We start from the raw sequence: 16,628 nt of genomic DNA, 5'->3' as shown, positions 1-16,628 counted from the left end.
AGCGCGCCAACAGAGGTAGTCATGAGTCAGAAGTTGCTGAAAATCGGGGTCGCCGGCCTCGGCCGCCTGGGCCGGCGCTATGCCGAGAATCTCGCCAGACACGTGCCCAGGGCGCGCCTGGACGCGGTCTGCAGTCCGATCGCGGACGAAATCGACTGGGCGCGCGAGCATCTGGGCGTGCAGCGCGCCTATGCCGACTACGCCGCGATGCTGGCCGATCCGGAGCTGGACGCGGTGTTCCTGATCACCCCGACCTCGCTGCACCCGCAACAGATCGAACAAGCGCTGGACGCGGGCAAGCACGTGTTCTGCGAGAAGCCGCTGTCGCTGCAGATGGACGAATGCCGGCGCACGGTCGAGCACGCCCGGCGCCATCCGGGATTGCGCGCGATGGTCGGGTTCGTGCGCCACTTCGACGCCAGTTACCGCCAAGCCAAGACCCGCATCGACGACGGCGCGATCGGCAAACCGTTCCTGGTCTATTCGCAGACCGCCGACCTGTTCGATCCCACAGGCGCGTTCGTCAAATTCGCCCCGACCAGCGGCGGCCTGTTCCTCGATTGCAGCGTGCACGACGTCGATCTGGCGCGTTGGCTGTTGGGCCGGCCCAAGGCGCGGCGGGTTTACGCGATGGGCACGATCGCCGCGTATCCGGACCTGCAAGGCATCGGCGACATCGACAACGGCGTGGCCGTATGCGAGTTCGACAACGGCTGCATGGCCATGTTCTATGCCTCGCGCACCCAGGCCCACGGCCACGAAACCTGCACCGACGTGGTCGGTACCGCCGGCAAGCTCAGCATCGGCCGCAATCCGCGCGTGGACCGGCTCGAGATCGCCGACGCGCACGGCGTGCGCAGCCTGTCGACGGCGAACTTCTTCGAGCGGTTCGGCGACGCCTTCCTGAGCCAGTGCTCGCATTTCGTCGATGCGGTGCTCGACGATCAGCCGTTCGATCTCGACCTCGAGGACGCGGCCGAAGCCACCCGCATCGCGATCGCCTTGCGCGAATCCCTGCAGACGCGGCAGCCGGTGGACTTGTGATCGGTTCGAGCCGAGCTGCCCGCACCGCCTCTTAGCGGCCGAGGCGAGCGGCGCGCCGGTCGAATGCGAACGCAAAAGAAAACGCCGCCCGAAGGCGGCGTTTTCTCAAGGCTCATTCAAACGGCGATCAGGCGTCCGGCGTCGGTGTTTCCACCGCATCGCCGGCATCGGCCACCGGCGCGACCGGCACCTCGCCTTCGATGCCGTCCTCGACCTCGTCCAGCGACGCGTCCACGCGTTCGATGGTCTGCAAGGTCTCGTCCTCGGCCAGACGCATCAGGGTCACGCCCTGGGTATTGCGCCCGACCTGGGAGATTTCCGCCGCGCGCGTACGCACCAGGGTGCCGCCGTCGGAGATCATCAGCACTTCGTGGTGATCGCTGAGCTGGATCGCGCCGACCAGCGCGCCGTTGCGCTCGGTGGTCTTCAGCGCGATCACGCCCTGGGTGCCGCGGCCCTTGCACGGGTACTCGTCGACCGGGGTGCGCTTGCCGTAACCGCGCTGACTGGCGGTGAGGATGTCGCCGTCGCCGTCGATCACGATCATGCTCACCACCGACTCGCCCTTCGCCAGCTTGATGCCGCGCACGCCACGGCTGTTGCGGCCGGTGGAACGCACGCCACCCTTGCCGCGACGCGACCGGTCGGCGCCCTCGCCTTCGGCCACGGCTTCAACGCCGGCCTCGGTTTCGATGCCGTCTTCGCCGCTGTCTTCGGCGCCATCGATCTCGGCCGATTCCTCGACCGCGTCGGCATCGTCCTCGCGACCGCTCTCGGCGAAGCGCACGGCCTTGCCGTTGCTCGCGAACAGCATCACTTCGCGCTGGCCGTTGGTCAGCGCCACATCGACCAGGGCATCGCCGTCGTCGAGATTGATCGCGATCTTGCCGCGCGCCAGTCGATAGGCGAACTCGGTCAGCGGAGTCTTCTTGACCATGCCGTTGCGGGTGGCGAAGAACACGAAGTGGCTGTCGTCGTAGGCGCGCACCGGCAGCACCGCCTGCACCTGCTCGCCGGCTTCCAGCGCCAGCCAGTTGATGATCGGACGGCCGCGCGCGTTCGGGCCGGCGTCGGGCAGCTGATGCACCGGCAGCCAGAACACCCGGCCGGTGCTGGTGAACGTCAGCAAGGTGTCGTGGGTGTTGACCAGCCACAACTTGTCGATGAAATCCTCGTCCTTGGTCATCGCCGCGTTGCGGCCCTTGCCGCCGCGCTTCTGCGCGCGGTAGGCGCTGACCGGCTGACGCTTGGCGTAACCCGAATGCGACAGGGTCACCACCACGTCCTCCGGCGCGATCAGGTCGAGGATGTCGAGGTCTTCTTCGCTCGCGCGGATTTCGCTGCGGCGCGCGTCGCCGAATTCTTCCTTCAGATTGAGCAGTTCGGTGCGGATCACCTCCAGCAGCACGTCGGGATTCTCGAGAATCTCGATCAGGCCGCGGATGGCCTCCAGCAGCACCTTGTATTCGTCGGTGAGCTTTTCCTGCTCCAGGCCGGTCAGGCGGTGCAGGCGCATTTCCAGGATCTGCGTGGCCTGCGTCTCGGTCAGCTGATACCGGCCGTCGTGCAGGCCGAACTCGGCGGCGAGATCCTCCGGACGCGAGGCCTCGGAACCGGCCGCGGCCAGCAGCGCGCCGACCAGGCCCGGCTCCCAGGTCTTCTCCAACATGCGCTCGCGCGCTTCGTTGGGATTGGCCGAGGTCTTGATCAGTTCGATCATCTCGTCGATGTTGGCGAGCGCGACCGTCAGACCTTCCAAAATATGCGCGCGCTGACGCGCCTTGCGCAGTTCGAAGATGGTGCGGCGGGTCACCACTTCGCGGCGGTGACGGATGAAGGCTTCGAGGATCTGCTTGAGGTTCAGCAACTGCGGGCGGCCGTCGACCAGCGCCACCATGTTGATGCCGAACACCGACTCCATCTGGGTCTGCTGATAGAGGTTGTTGAGCACCACCTCGGCCGATTCGCCGCGCTTGACCTCGATGAAGATGCGCATGCCGTCCTTGTCGGACTCGTCGCGCAACTCGCTGATGCCTTCCAGGCGCTTTTCCTTGACCAGCTCGGCGATCTTCTCGATCAGACGCGCCTTGTTGACCTGGTACGGGATCTCGGTGACCGCGATCGCTTCGCGGCCGGTGTCCTGGTTGACCTCGATCTCGGCGCGCGCACGCATCCGCACCCGGCCGCGGCCGGTGCGGTAGGCGTTGATGATGCCGGCGGTGCCGTTGATGATGCCCGCGGTCGGGAAGTCCGGACCGGGGATGTATTCCATCAGCGCATCGACGTCGAGTTCCGGCGCGTTGATCAAGGCGATGGTCGCGTTGATCACTTCCGACAGATTGTGCGGCGGGATGTTGGTCGCCATGCCCACGGCGATACCGGCCGAGCCGTTGATGAGCAGGTTCGGCACCCGGGTCGGCATGACCGTGGGTTCGAGTTCCTTTTCGTCGTAATTGGGCTGGAAATCGACGGTTTCCTTGTCGATGTCGGCCATCAGCTCGTGGGTGAGCTTGGCCATGCGCGACTCGGTGTAACGCATCGCCGCGGCGGAGTCGCCGTCGACCGAACCGAAGTTGCCCTGGCCATCGACCAGCAGGTAGCGCAGCGAGAACGGTTGCGCCATGCGCACCAGCGTGTCGTAGACCGACTGATCGCCGTGCGGGTGGTACTTACCGATCACGTCGCCGACGATACGCGCCGACTTGAAATGCGGCTTGTTGCTGTGGGCGCCCAGCTCGCTCATGGCGTACAGGACGCGGCGATGCACAGGCTTGAGGCCGTCTCGGACGTCGGGAAGCGCGCGTCCGACGATCACGCTCATGGCGTAATCGAGGTAGCTGCGGCGCATCTCGTCTTCGAGATTGACCTGGATGATTTCCTTGGCGAGTTCGGCCATCAGGGTTCCGTTGCGGGCGGTGAGTCGAACAACCCGGGCGAACGGCGTCGGCGTCCCTTGCGGAACGCCGCGGATATGGCTGAAAACAGGGTCCCTGCGGGCCTGTCCTGCAGCTCGCTCGGGGCGGCATCAAAACGACAGGAAATCATAGCACAAAACCCGATTTCACGGGAGCCTGATTCCCACGCAGAAACAAGCACTTGGCGGGGTTTTTCAGCTGCATTGCAGCATTGGGCGCGGGGTGGGATTGGGGTTGTCCGCGCCGGGAGTTTTGGCGGGCGCTTGAGGCGGGCTTCAAATGGCCTTCAGCGGCCTTCGCGCGCCTGTGCTGGCAGGCCTTCGCGATATGCAGAGCCTGGGACTGGCGCGAGATGGCTGCGCGCTCAGGAGAACTGCCCAAATAATCGAGACTGCTGCGCTCAATCAATCAATCAAGACTACTGAACTCAATCAAGAGAACCGCGCACTCACCAGCCGTCATTCCCGCGTTCGCGGGAATGACGACCTCGGTAAATGACGCTGAAGCCTCTGGACTCCCGCCTTCGCGGGAATGACGATCTAAAGGCACTGCATGCCTGGCAACACCGAGGCGAGCCTGCTTAGTCAGAAGTGCTGCCGCCCTTTCCTACCGTCATTCCCACCAAGGCGGGCTCTGCTTTACTTCGGTGTAGCCGAATATCCAGCGGCTTTCACGCGATAACGTTTGAAGTCACTGGACTCCCGCGTTCGCGGGAATGACGTTCTGAAAGGATGACGGTGAAGGCTCTGGATATTCGGCTACGCCGAAGTAAAACAGAGCCCGCCTTGGTGGGAATGACGGCCCGGAACTAGCTCGCTAAAGATCCCAGCGTTCCAAGCCAACGGCAATCAAACCCAATCGCGCTGACGCCAGTCGAAACCTCAACTCGCAGCCGCCAAACAGACCGAACGCCTCACACCCCGAACGCCACTTTCATCGCCGCCGCATCCGGCCGCTCGATCACTCCGCGCTCGGTCACGATCGCGTCGATCAGCTCGTGCGGCGTCACGTCGAACACCGGGTTCCAGGCGCCGACCCGCTCGGCCGCGGTGCGGTTACCGCCGACCGCGAACAACTCGCCCGGGTCGCGCTCCTCGATCTCGATCAGATCGCCGGACGCGGTGTCCATGTCGACCGTCGACGACGGCGCGGCGACCATGAACTTGACGCCGTGGTGGCGCGCGGCGATCGCCAGCTGGTAGGTGCCGATCTTGTTGGCGGTGTCGCCGTTGGCGCAGATGCGGTCGGCGCCGACGATCACCCAACCGACCTTGCCGGTCTTCATCAGATGCGAGGCGGCCGAGTCGGCGATCAGGATCGGCGCGATGCCGTCCTGCTCCAGCTCCCACACGGTCAGCCGCGCGCCCTGCAGCCACGGCCGGGTCTCGCCGGCATACACCTGGGCGATGCGGCCCTGGGCGACGCCGGCGCGGATCACGCCGAGCGCGGTGCCGAAACCGGCGGTGGCCAGCGAGCCGGTATTGCAGTGAGTCAGCACGCCGTTGCCCGGTTCGATCAGGGCCGCGCCGAGCGCGCCCATGCGCCGGTTCGCGGCCAGGTCTTCGTCGGCGATCGCCTGCGCTTCGCGCGCGAGCACTTCGCGCCAATCCGCGCCCGCGGCGGCCAGCACGCGGCGCATGCGCGCCAGCGCCCAGGCCAGGTTGACCGCGGTCGGGCGGGCCGCATTGAGGCGCTGCATGGCCGGCTCGATCCGCGCCAGCGCGGTGGCGCCGTCGGCGGCCTCGATCGCCTTGGCCGCCAGCACCACGCCCCAGGCCGCGGCGATGCCGATCGCGGGCGCGCCGCGCACGGTCAGCGCATGGATCGCCGCGGCGACCGCATCGCTGTCTTCGCAGGACACGTACTCCACCGCGAACGGCAGCTTGCGCTGGTCCAGCAGTTCCAGGGCCTGGCCGGTCCAGCGGATCGGGCGGATGCGGTCGTAACGGTCGAAATCGATAGTGTCGTTCATGCCGTCGAGTTTAACGGATGCAGGTGTCGGGCCTGAAACATCCGCGTCGCGGCCAGGCCCATCGGACCCGCCGCCGCCATGAACGACATCGCCCCGACCTTGCGGCCGGGGCGATGGGTACGAGCGTCGCGTGGATCGAGCGCGATGGTCTATCGAACGCGATCAGTTGACCTGGAAGCGACCGCGGCAACCGTTCGACACCCACACGCCGTTGCGGTCCCAACCCCAGGTCTGGCCTTCGATGCACGGCGAACCCGAGTTCTGGCGCAGCAGGCGCACGTCGCGACGCACGCTCATGTTGCAGCGGTTCTGACGGTTGTTGTTGGACTCGCAGGAAATCTCCTGACCGCCACCGCTCCAGCCGCCGCCGTTGTTGCCGCCGCCACCGTTCCAGCCGCCACCACCGCCGTTCCAACCGCCGCCACGGGTGGCGATGAACTCACCGCGGCAACCGCCGGACACCCACACCTGGCCCGGACGCGAACCCCAGTTCTGGCCCTCGACGCAGGTCGTGCTGGACAGCTGGCGCTGCAGACGCGCGCGGTTGCCGTTGATGCTGCAGCTGCGCTGACGGCCACCGTCGGATTCGCAGCGCACCACGTCGCCGTTGCCGCCGCCGTTCCAACCGCCGCCACCGCCGTTCCAGCCACCGCCGCGGCCGAGCGCGAATTCGGCGCGGCAACCTTCCGACACCCAGATGCCGTTGCGGTCGTAACCCCAACTGCGGCCCTGGATGCACGAGGAGCTGGACAGCTGGCGGCTCAGTTGCACGCCGCCTCGCGTATCGGCATCGCAACGGCGCTGACGGCCGCCGTCGGATTCGCAGCGGATGACGCCGTTGTTGGAACCGTAATCGTTGTACTGCGGCGCTGCCTGGGCGACGCCCGCGGACAACCCCAAGCCCACCATCAGACCCAGACTGGAAAGAATGCGTGCGGACATGCTTGTGCTCCTTGTCGATTTGTCGAGGACTCTAGCCGAACCCGCTTAACGCCAGCTCAAGATTTCGTCGTGTTCGCGAATCACGTTAACGATGCGACCGTTTTGTTCATGAGGTGCTTAGTTTGCGCCCTGTTTCGCGGCCGATCTCCGCCGTTGGTCGCATGACGCATGGCCCATGACGCGCGCCGATCAACCGCCGCCGCGCCGGTAGTCGAGTTCGAATTCGGCGCGGCAACCGTCCTCGACCCATACCCCATGCGCGTCGTAGCCCCAACTGCGGCCTTCGACGCATTCGGTGTTCGACAACTGCTTGACCATGCGCACGCCCATGCCGGTTTCGCCGTCGCAACGACGGGCCTTGCGATCGCGCGATTCGCACAGCAGCAATTTGCCCTTCGCCTGCGTCTCCGGCTCGACGCCCAGCAGGCGGAACTCGCCACGGCAACCGCCGGAGACCCACACGCCGTTGCCGTCGGTGCCCCAGGATTGATTGCGCAGGCAAGGTTGTTTGGACAATTGCTGGGCCAGGACCACGCCGGCTTCGGTCTTGGCGGCGCAGTGATTCCAGCGCCCGCCGACCGACTCACACTTGATCACGCGCGCGCCGGTCCGGCTGTCGCTGCCGCTGCCGCCACGTCCGAGTACGAAATCCGCCGAGCAGCCCTGCGAGACCCACACGCCGCCGCGATCGGCGCCCCAGCTGGTGCCTTCGACGCAGGGCTTGCCGGAAGTGCGCCGGACCAGGCGCACGCCGCCGCGGGTATCGGCCGGGCAACGCACCGTCTGCTCATCCTGCGATGCGCAACGCAGCACGTCGCCGCCGAACATCCGTTCGCCGGCCGGTTCCGCGCGCGCGCCCGTCGCGCAGACCGCGGCGGCGAACGCAAACAGATGGATCGCGGCTTTCACACTGCGCATGCATGGCCCCCAGCACCCGATGCGAGCACTCTAACCGTGATCGATGAACTTGCAATCAAAAACGCGCAGTGAGCTGATCTTGTGAAGCGCGTGGTTCATCGCGGTCAAGCGCGCGTGAAATCGAAGGCCAGCACGTCGGCGATACGCGCGCTGTCGAGCATCGCCATCAGCAGCCGATCCATGCCCAAGGCGACCCCGGCGCAATCGGGAAATCCATGGGCTAAAGCGTTAAGCAAGGCCTCGTCGCGCGGCGGACACACCGCTCCGCGCTGGCCGCGCAGGTCGCGGTCGCGGTTGAAGCGCTCTCCCTGCTCAGCCGCATCGGCCAGCTCGTGATAACCGTTGGCCAATTCCAGCGGCCCCAGGTACAGCTCGAAACGTTCGGCGACCGCGACGCCGTCGGCGTCCTCGCCCACTCGGGCCAGCGCGCATTGCGAGGCCGGATAGGCATGGATCGCCAGCAACTCATCGCGGGAAAACTGCGGCTGCAGCCGGTGGGTCATCAACAGATCGAGCCAATCGTCGCGGTTCAATCCCTGCGGATCGATCACCACCTCGCCGAGCGCCGCGCGCAACTGCGCTTCGTCGGCAACGAACGGATCGAGCCCCAGCCGATCGCGGTACAGATCGCGATACGCCACCGTGCGCAGGCGCGCATCGCGCCCGACCAGGGCCAGCGCGGCGCGCACCAGATCGGCGGCTTCCTCGATCAGACGACGATGATCCCAGCCGACCCGATACCACTCCAGCATGGTGAATTCGGGGTTGTGGCGACCGCCGGCTTCGCCGTCGCGGAACACCCGGCCGAGTTCGTAGCAGTCGCCGAACCCCGCCGCGAGCAGACGCTTGAGCGGGAATTCCGGCGAGGTGCGCAGCCAGCGCGTGCGCGGCGCGCCATCGGTGCGGCCGCTGAACTGCAGCGAGAACGAGGCGATGTTCGGATCGGTGTTGCCGGCCACTGACATCAGCGGCGTTTCGACTTCGATCACCGTGCGTTCGGCGAAGTAAGCCCGAACCGTGGCGTTGAGCCGCGCCCGCAGGCGCAGCGTTTCGAAGCTCGCCGACGGATGCCAGTCCGGCGCTTGCGAGACTGAAGGGTTCATTCGTTCTGAGCCAGGAACGCCAGCAGTTGTTCCTCGTCCCAGACCTCGATGCCGAGTTCCTGCGCCTTGTCGAGCTTGGACCCGGCTTCGGTGCCGGCGACGACGAAACTGGTCTTCTTCGACACGCTGCCGGCGACCTTGGCGCCAAGCGCTTCCAGACGGGCCTTGGCTTCATCGCGGGTCAACGCGGCCAGGCTGCCGGTGAGCACCGCGGTCTTGCCGTCGAGCACGCCAACCGAAGACGCGGAGGCCGCGGGCGTCAACGCATCGAGCTGCTTGAGCGCGTCGCCCACCCGCGTCAACAACTGCGCGTTCTCCTCAACGCTCAACCACGATGCCAGCGCCTGCGCGCTGTCGGCCGGCAATCCGGCGGTGATGTAGGCGTGCTCGGGCGCATCGCGCAGTTTTTCGGCATCGGCGAACGCGGTGGCGAGTTGCTCGGCGCGGATCTTGGTGACCTTGGGAATTTCCATGTCGACCAGCAAGGTCGCCAGGTTCAGGCCTTCGCGCAGTTTCGCCGACGGCGCATGGGTGTCGGCGATCAGCACGCCGCGTTCGAGCAGATCGTCGATCACCTGCTGATTGCCGGGCTGATCAAAGAAATGCCCGAGCGAACGCGCGACTTCGCCGCCCACGTCGGGCAGGCGCTTGAACACCGGCCACGGCAGCCCACGGATCAACTGCAGATCGCCGAGCCAAATCGCCAACGCCTTGGCCGTGCTTTCGCCGACGTGCTGGATGCCGAGCGCGAACAGGAAACGTTCGAGCGTGGTCTTGCGGCTTTGGTCGATCGCCTCGATCAGGTTGTCGGCCCACTTGGTCGCGACCTTGCCGGCTTTCACCGTCTCGGGCGTGGTGCCGTCGCGCTCGTCGGCGCGGCGCTTCATCTCGAGCAGATCCTCGAGCTTGAGCTTGAACAGGTCGGCGACCGATTGCAGATAGCCCAGGTCGGACAAGTCCTCGATGTAGCGATCGCCGAGGCCTTCGATGTCCATCGCTCGGCGCGATGCGAAGTGACGGATGGCTTCCTTGCGCTGCGCGGGGCAACTCAGTTCGCCCGAGCAGCGCCACGCCGCCTCGCCTTCCTCGCGCACGATTTCCGAACCGCACACCGGGCACGCGGTCGGCATCTGCCACTGCGGCGCATCCGGATTGCGGTGCTCGGGCACGACCCGCACGATTTCCGGGATCACGTCGCCGGCGCGGCGCACGATCACGGTATCGCCGATGCGCACGTCCAGGCGCGCGATCTGGTCGGCGTTATGCAAGGTCGCATTGGTCACCACCACGCCGGCGACCTGCACCGGCTTGAGCCGCGCGACCGGCGTGGCCGCGCCGGTGCGGCCGATCTGGATGTCGATGCCTTCCAGCACGGTGGATTGTTCCTGCGCCGGGAACTTGTGCGCGATCGCCCAGCGCGGCGCGCGCGAGACGAAGCCCATTTCGCGCTGGCCGGCGTAATCGTCGAGCTTGTAGACCACACCGTCGATATCGAACGGCAGCGAATCGCGCTTGGCGCCCATCTGCCGGTAATAGCCCAGCAAACCCTCGGCGCCGGCGACCACGCCGCTCTCGGCGCTGACCGGGAAGCCCCAGTCGCGCAATTTCTTCAAGGTCTGCGAGTGGCTCGCCGGCAAGCTGTAGTCCTCGACCACGCCGACCGCGTAGGCATAGAACGCCAGCGGCCGTTGCGCGGTGATGCGCGGGTCGAGCTGGCGCAGCGAACCGGCCGCGCCGTTGCGTGGGTTCGCCAGCACCTTGCCGCCGTCCTTGAGCGCTTTTTCGTTATAGGTCTTGAACGCCGCCAGCGGCATATAAACCTCGCCGCGCACTTCCAGCACAGGCGGCCAGTCCTTGCCGCGCAAGGTCATCGGAATCGCCTTGACCGTGCGCAGGTTGAGGGTGACGTCCTCGCCGGTGGCGCCGTCGCCGCGGGTCGCGCCCTGGACGAAACGGCCGTTCTCGTAGCGCAGGCTGATCGCCAGGCCGTCGAGCTTGGGTTCAACCGAAAACTCGGGGTTGGCGGTGTCCAGGCGCTCGACGATCTTGCGCACGAAGTCGGTCACTTCCTCGTCGCTGAAGGCATTGCCCAGCGACAGCATCGGCACGACGTGGGTGACTTGGGCGAAGGTGCCCGACGGGGTGTTGCCCACGCGCTGGGTCGGCGAATCGGCGCTGGCGAGTTCGGGATGCGCGGCTTCCAGCGCTTCGAGCTCGCGCAGCAGCCGGTCGTAATCGGCGTCGGTCAGGGTCGGGTCGTCGAGGACGTAGTAGCGGTAGTTCGCGTCGTCGAGCTGGCTGCGCAGTTCGGCGGCGCGTTGGGCCGCGTGGGCGGCATCTTGCTTGGATTGGGTCGTCACGGGCGGTTTGTCCTTGCGCTGCCGTTCGTGCGGAGCGGATGCATTTTGAACGGATTGGCCGTGATTGTGGATGCCGGGCGTGTCGCTGGGTGCGACTGGACGCCGGACGGTTACCGCGGGGATACGAATGCCTCGGCCTGGTTGCACTTGCCGGTGTGATCGCTATCGCTGGCAGGGAGCCAAGCCCACTTTGGAAAAGGGGGCGGCGCGTTGCGGCGCTTGAGGTCTGAACATAGAGCGGCGCGCAGGGGATTCGCTTTCTAGCTGCGGATAGCGCGGCGCTTGAGAGCAAAAGCAAATCCCCCTACCCCCCCTTTTGCAAAGGGGGGAAGAAACCTGGATGGGGCGATCACTTCAGGCAGACAATCGTGCCCACTTTGAAAAAAGGGGCTGCGCGTTGCGTCGCCTGAGGTCTTAGCGCAATTCGGCGCGCGGGGGATTTGCTTTTAGCTGGAGCTAACGCAGCGCCTGTGATTGAGAGCAAATCCGCCTACCCCCTTCTTCAAAAGGGGGACGCTAGAGGCGGTTGGCTTCAGGCACGGCCTGTGGCGTTGATTGAAGCGCGTATGGGCACGCGGCTCGCGTCGCGCTCACCAACGCGTCGGCTTGCTCAACGGCGGCGCTTCGCGCTGACGGTCGTAGGCGCGCAGTTCGTCGCGCAGGTGGGCGATGCGCTGGCGGCCGAGCGCGTTGCGCTGGTCGTCCAGCACCACCGCGTCGAGCAGTTCAGCCATGCGCTGGGCGGTCGGCAGCATGGTTTCCCAGGCGTCGAGCGCCGCGACCGGCGCGGGCAGGGTCAGGAAGAACGCGATCGCGGGCGTTTCCAGCGACTGGATCGCGGCCATGTCGAAACTGCCGGGCTTCATGATGTTGGCCACGCTGAACACCGGGCCGCGTTCGGGATGGCCTTCGACCAGGCGGTGGTATACGCCCATGTGGCCGTAGACCAGGCCGGCCTTTTCCGCCGCGACCACGATGTCCGGCCCGTGCAGCTTCTGCCCGGCGCGCGCGGCCAGGTACAGGGTGACGATCTTGTCGAACTCCTCGCTGACCCGACGGCCCAGTTCGCTGTTGGCCGCGTTGGCGTTGCCTTCCAGGGTCTTGTCGAACAGTTCCAGTTCGGCCTGAGTGGTCGCTTCGCCAGGCGCGCCGGTCTGGTCGAGTTCGTTCTGGATCTGCTCGCCCAGGGTCGGTTCCTGGCGCGGCCCGCTCTTGCGCGGCTCGGCGCTGCGCGCGGCGTCTTCGCGCGCGACGCGCTTGCCCTGCCCCGGCTTGCGCGGGCGGCCGAAGAATACGATCGCGCCGATCAGGATCAGGCCGGCGATCAGGATGCCGATCCTCATCAAGGTCACGTCGGACATTCGTTGCTCCTTATCTTGTTGCGGGGATTCGGGATTGGGGATTCGGGATTCGTCATGGCGGCGACGCCGACCATTGATTCCCTGCCCGCTACCGATTCCAGAAAACTATGGAGAGATGGGCATTCGTAACAACGGCGGACGCACCGACGTTCGATTGCTTACGTTGCACCAACTCAGAAAAAATTTGCTAAAGACTCGTTACGCCTTGGCGTTTGCCAATCCCGAATCCCGAATCACCAATCCCGGGTGCGGCCTCAAGCCGCACCAGCCAACCGCGTCGCTTCGGCCAGATCGACCGACACCAGCCGGCTGACACCGGGTTCGCGCATGGTCACGCCCGACAGTTGCTGCGCGGCTTCCATCGTCGCCTTGTTGTGGCTCACGAACAGGAACTGTACCTGCTCGCTCATCTCGCTGACCATCGCGGTGAAACGGCCGACGTTGGCTTCGTCGAGTGGCGCGTCGACCTCGTCGAGCAGGCAGAACGGCGCCGGGTTCAGACGGAAGATCGCGAACACCAGCGCCACCGCGGTCATCGCCTTCTCGCCGCCGGACAGCAGCGAGATGTTCGACACGCGCTTGCCGGGCGGCCGGGCCATGATCGCCACGCCGGTGTCGAGCAGGTCTTCGCCGGTGAGTTCCAGATAAGCGTGGCCGCCGCCGAACAGGCGCGGATACAGCTCCTGCACACCGGAATTGACCCGGTCGAAGGTGTCCTTGAAGCGGCCGCGGGTTTCGCGGTCGATCTTGCGGATCGCCTCTTCCAGGGTTTCCAGAGCGGTGTTGAGGTCGAGGAACTGCGCGTCGAGGTAGTCCTTGCGCTGCGCGGCCTCGGCATGCTCGGCGATCGCGGCCAGGTTGACCGGCTCGAGCCGACGCAGCTTGTTGTCGAGCTCGATGACGCTGCGTTCCCAGGTCTGCGGTTCGGCGTTTTCGTCGAGCGTATTGACCACGTCCTGCAGCACCGCACCGGCTTCGGCGATGGCCTCGGTCAGGGTCTCGGCCTTGAGCACCAGCGCCTGTTGCTCCAGGCGGCGCTGGCCGATCGCTTCGCGCTGCTGCAGCGCCTGTTCGTCGCGCTGCTGGCGGGTCTGTTCGAATTTGCGCAGGTCGTTGTCGATGCCGTCGAGCGCGCTGCGCGCGGCGGTCAGGTCCTGCTCGGCGAGCACGCGCTGTTCCAGCGCGACCTGACGTTGTTCTTCCAGCGCGACCACTGGTTCGTCGCCATCGCTGAGCTGGGCCGACAACTCGCTCAAACGCGAATCGAGCTGGCCGCGCTGGCCGCCCATGCGCTCGAGGGTCTGGCTGAGGCCGGCGATCTGGGCGCGCTGGGTTTCCAGAGTCAGGGTCAAGGCGTGCGCGGCGTCGCGCGATTCGCGCGCGGCGTTGCGCGCGGCGTCGCGCGCTTCCGACAGCGAACGGCGCTCGGATTCGAGCTGCAAGCGCGAGTCTTCCAGTTCGCCCATGCGCTCGACCGCGGCTTCCTGACGCATGCGCGCCTCGCGCGCCTGCTCGCGGCCGGCGTCCAGGCCGATCAGCAACTGCTCCAGGTCGGCGTCGATCTTCTCGATCCGGTTGCGCGCCGAATCCAGGCGGCCCTGGTGGCTTTGCAACTGGCCGGCCAGTTCGGACACGCTGCGATGGGCCATGTACAAGGCGCGCTGGGCGTCTTCGCGCTGCTGTTCGCCGGCCAGCGAGCGGTCGCGCAACTGGATCTGGGTCTGTTCGAGTTCGCGCTCGCGGGTCAGCAGTTCCTCGATCTCGACCCGCAGGGTCTGGATCTCGCGCTCGCGCAGCAGCGCGCCCTGCTTGGCCGCGCCGGAGCGCAGCACCCGCACCCAGCCGGCGCCGAGGCGCTCGCCGTTGCGGGTGATGATGGTTTCTTCCGCGCCCAGCGACGGCTGCAGCGCGCGCGCCGCGGCCAGATCGTCGGCGCCGTGCAGGCGCGCGAGCAGGCGGCGGATCGCGGCCGGGCCCTGCACCTTGGATGCCAGCGAGGTCGGCGGGTACACGCTGTCGTCGCGCTCGGGCGAGACCAGGGTCAGGCGGCCCTCGCCGAGTTCGCCGATCGCATCGACCAGAGTCTCGGGCGATTCGACCAGCACGCCTTCGATCAACTGGCCCAGCGCGCTTTCGACCGCGTTTTCCCAGCCCGGTTCGACGCTCAGGGTTTCGCCGACGCGCTGCGCCGAGTCCAGGCCGCGCGCCTTGAGCCACGTCAGCGCGGCGCCCTGTTCCTGTCCGAGTGCGGCGTGCTGCAAGGTTTCCAGCGACGACAGACGGCCGCGCGAGGTCTGCGCCTGCTTGCGCACCTCGGCGAGCTGGTTCTGGGTCGCGCGCTGCTGTTCCTGCAGGTCCGAGACCGCGGTCTTACGGATTTCCAGTTCGTCGGTCAGGCTTTCCAGCGATTCTTTCTGCAGGTCGTGCTGGCCCTGCAATTGTTCGAAGGCCTCCGACAGCGCGCCCAGGTCCAGACCGGCGCGTTCGCTGGCGAGCGATTCGCGGCGGCGGTCGGCATCGAGCGTCTGCCGGTCCAGGCCTTCGATGCGGGTGCGTTCGACCTCGGCCGCGCGCGCGGCTTCGGATTGTTCGCGGCTGTGCGCGTCCCAGCGCTGCTGCCAGTCGCTGAGTCGGTTTTCGGCGTCGCGCAGCGCGTCCTGGCGCGCTTCGTCGTCCTCGCGCATCGCCTCGATGCGCGGCTCGGCGTCGGCCACCGCGGCCAGCAGCACGTCCAGGCGCGCTTGATCGCTGCCGATGTGCTCGCCGATCTCGGCCAATTGGTTCATCGCTTCGTCGCGCGCCTTGAGCAGGCGGCTCGACATCTCGCGCTGGTGCTGGATCTGCTGTTCGATCCGCGCCAAGGCGCCGCCGACTTCGTAGCTGGCGGCCTGGGCCTTGTTGAGCTTCGCCGCGGCTTCCTCGCGACTGACCCGGCCGGTCTCCAGTTCGCGCTCGGCTTCGCGCTGTTCGGCGATCAACTGCTGCAGACGGGTTTCCTGCTGCGACAGCTTCTCGCGCTGGACCTGCAGTTTCTGGTCGAGGGCGCGGTACTCCAGCGCCTTCCATTCCACGTCCTTGATCTTGCGTTCGGCCTGGATCGCCTGGTACTGCTCGGCCTGGCGCGCCTGCCGGCGCAGGTGTTCGAGTTGCTTGCCGACTTCCTCGCGCAGATCGTTGAGGCGATCGAGATTTTCGCGGGTGTGGCGGATGCGGGTTTCGGTTTCCTTGCGCCGTTCCTTGTACTTGGAAATGCCGGCGGCTTCTTCCAGATACACGCGCAGATCCTCGGGCTTGGCCTCGATGATCTGGCTGATCATGCCCTGCTCGATGATCGAGTAGCTGCGCGGCCCCAGGCCGGTGCCGAGGAACAGATCAGTGATGTCGCGACGCCGGCATTTGCCGCCGTTGAGGTAGTACTGGCTGGTGCCGTCGCGGCTGACCGTGCGCTTGACCGAGATTTCGTTGAACGCGGCGAATTCGCCGGTGATGGTGTGATCGGAGTTGTCGAAGATCAGTTCGACCATCGCCTGCGACACCGGCTTGCGCGCCGAGGAACCGGCGAAGATCACGTCGGTGAGCGAGTCGCCGCGCAGGCGGCTGGCCGAGCTCTCGCCCATCACCCAGCGCACCGCGTCGATGATGTTCGACTTGCCGCAGCCATTCGGACCGACCACGCCGGTCATATTGGTGGGCAGGTGCAGCGTGGTCGGATCGACGAAGGACTTGAAACCGGACAGCTTGATCGTGGACAGACGCATGCGGCGTTGGGGCCTCTGGGTGCGGCGGACGCGGCCGTGAGTAGGTTGTTATGCAGGTTATCAAGTAATGCGGCCAAGTGATTGAATCGGCTGGGCCGGGCGCGGTTCTTGGCCGCGCTTACCCGGGAGTATAGCGGGCTGGCGCCGAGCTCGCCGTCGCTGCGCCATGGCGGGCCCGGGCGGCGCGCGATCTGTGCCGGCGCCCAGGGATCGCCGGCCGGCTGTTCACTGCCATGCAACGGCGACGGGATCACT

Annotated in this window: 9 protein-coding genes; 1 reads left to right on the top strand and 8 read right to left on the bottom strand. The window is 66.5% G+C overall.

Translation table 11 applies throughout. The features are described 5' to 3' along the window. The first annotated feature begins 21 nt into the window (after window positions 1-21). Window positions 22-1,044: a Gfo/Idh/MocA family oxidoreductase gene (locus tag AC3A4T_RS08195; RefSeq protein WP_487674931.1), complete on the top strand. Its 1,023-nt coding sequence runs from the start codon at window positions 22-24 to the stop codon at window positions 1,042-1,044. A 127-nt stretch (window positions 1,045-1,171) separates the two neighbouring features. On the opposite strand, the gene gyrA is transcribed toward AC3A4T_RS08195, so the two are convergent. From gyrA to smc, 8 genes are all read right to left on the bottom strand, one after another. Then, entirely contained in the window at window positions 1,172-3,940 is a 2,769-nt protein-coding gene (gene gyrA / locus AC3A4T_RS08190) for a DNA gyrase subunit A (RefSeq protein ID WP_487674930.1), read from the bottom strand. Between the two features lie 932 nt (window positions 3,941-4,872). Beyond that, the gene (mtnA, locus tag AC3A4T_RS08185; RefSeq protein WP_487674929.1) at window positions 4,873-5,931 is read right to left on the bottom strand and encodes an S-methyl-5-thioribose-1-phosphate isomerase; all 1,059 of its coding nucleotides are present in this window, start codon (window positions 5,929-5,931) and stop codon (window positions 4,873-4,875) included. A gap of 162 nt (window positions 5,932-6,093) precedes the next feature. Beyond that, the gene (locus AC3A4T_RS08180) at window positions 6,094-6,873 is read right to left on the bottom strand and encodes a DUF3011 domain-containing protein (RefSeq protein ID WP_487674928.1); all 780 of its coding nucleotides are present in this window, start codon (window positions 6,871-6,873) and stop codon (window positions 6,094-6,096) included. 189 nt (window positions 6,874-7,062) lie between these two features. Next, a complete protein-coding gene (locus AC3A4T_RS08175) occupies window positions 7,063-7,791 on the bottom strand; it encodes a DUF3011 domain-containing protein (protein ID WP_487674927.1) in 729 nt (242 codons plus the stop codon). Between the two features lie 104 nt (window positions 7,792-7,895). Then, window positions 7,896-8,894 carry an EF-P lysine aminoacylase EpmA gene (gene epmA / locus AC3A4T_RS08170; protein ID WP_487674926.1) on the bottom strand — a complete coding sequence of 333 codons (999 nt, stop codon included), beginning with the start codon at window positions 8,892-8,894 and terminating at the stop codon, window positions 7,896-7,898. Beyond that, a complete protein-coding gene (gene ligA, locus AC3A4T_RS08165; RefSeq protein WP_487674925.1) occupies window positions 8,891-11,254 on the bottom strand; it encodes an NAD-dependent DNA ligase LigA in 2,364 nt (787 codons plus the stop codon). Before ligA ends, epmA begins: the two co-directional genes overlap by 4 nt. 590 nt (window positions 11,255-11,844) lie before the next feature. Then, window positions 11,845-12,615 carry a cell division protein ZipA gene (gene zipA / locus AC3A4T_RS08160; protein ID WP_487674924.1) on the bottom strand — a complete coding sequence of 257 codons (771 nt, stop codon included), beginning with the start codon at window positions 12,613-12,615 and terminating at the stop codon, window positions 11,845-11,847. Between the two features lie 254 nt (window positions 12,616-12,869). After that, complete coding sequence (gene smc / locus AC3A4T_RS08155; RefSeq protein ID WP_487674923.1) at window positions 12,870-16,373, bottom strand: chromosome segregation protein SMC; 3,504 nt, start codon at window positions 16,371-16,373, stop codon at window positions 12,870-12,872. Window positions 16,374-16,628 lie beyond the last annotated feature (255 nt).

Source organism: Lysobacter sp. Soil_N_51, assembly GCF_057655755.1.
Note: the sequence above shows the minus strand (reverse complement) of the source record. Positions and strands in the feature narration are given on the sequence as shown.

Bases quoted from the DNA above. Each gene is read 5' to 3' on its own strand.
- AC3A4T_RS08195 (WP_487674931.1), top strand. From the start codon at position 22: ATGAGTCAGAAGTTGCTGAAAATCGGGGTCGCCGGCCTCGGCCGCCTG.
- gyrA (WP_487674930.1), bottom strand. From the start codon at position 3,940: ATGGCCGAACTCGCCAAGGAAATCATCCAGGTCAATCTCGAAGACGAG.
- mtnA (WP_487674929.1), bottom strand. From the start codon at position 5,931: ATGAACGACACTATCGATTTCGACCGTTACGACCGCATCCGCCCGATC.
- AC3A4T_RS08180 (WP_487674928.1), bottom strand. From the start codon at position 6,873: ATGTCCGCACGCATTCTTTCCAGTCTGGGTCTGATGGTGGGCTTGGGG.
- AC3A4T_RS08175 (WP_487674927.1), bottom strand. From the start codon at position 7,791: ATGCGCAGTGTGAAAGCCGCGATCCATCTGTTTGCGTTCGCCGCCGCG.
- epmA (WP_487674926.1), bottom strand. From the start codon at position 8,894: ATGAACCCTTCAGTCTCGCAAGCGCCGGACTGGCATCCGTCGGCGAGC.
- zipA (WP_487674924.1), bottom strand. From the start codon at position 12,615: ATGTCCGACGTGACCTTGATGAGGATCGGCATCCTGATCGCCGGCCTG.
- smc (WP_487674923.1), bottom strand. From the start codon at position 16,373: ATGCGTCTGTCCACGATCAAGCTGTCCGGTTTCAAGTCCTTCGTCGAT.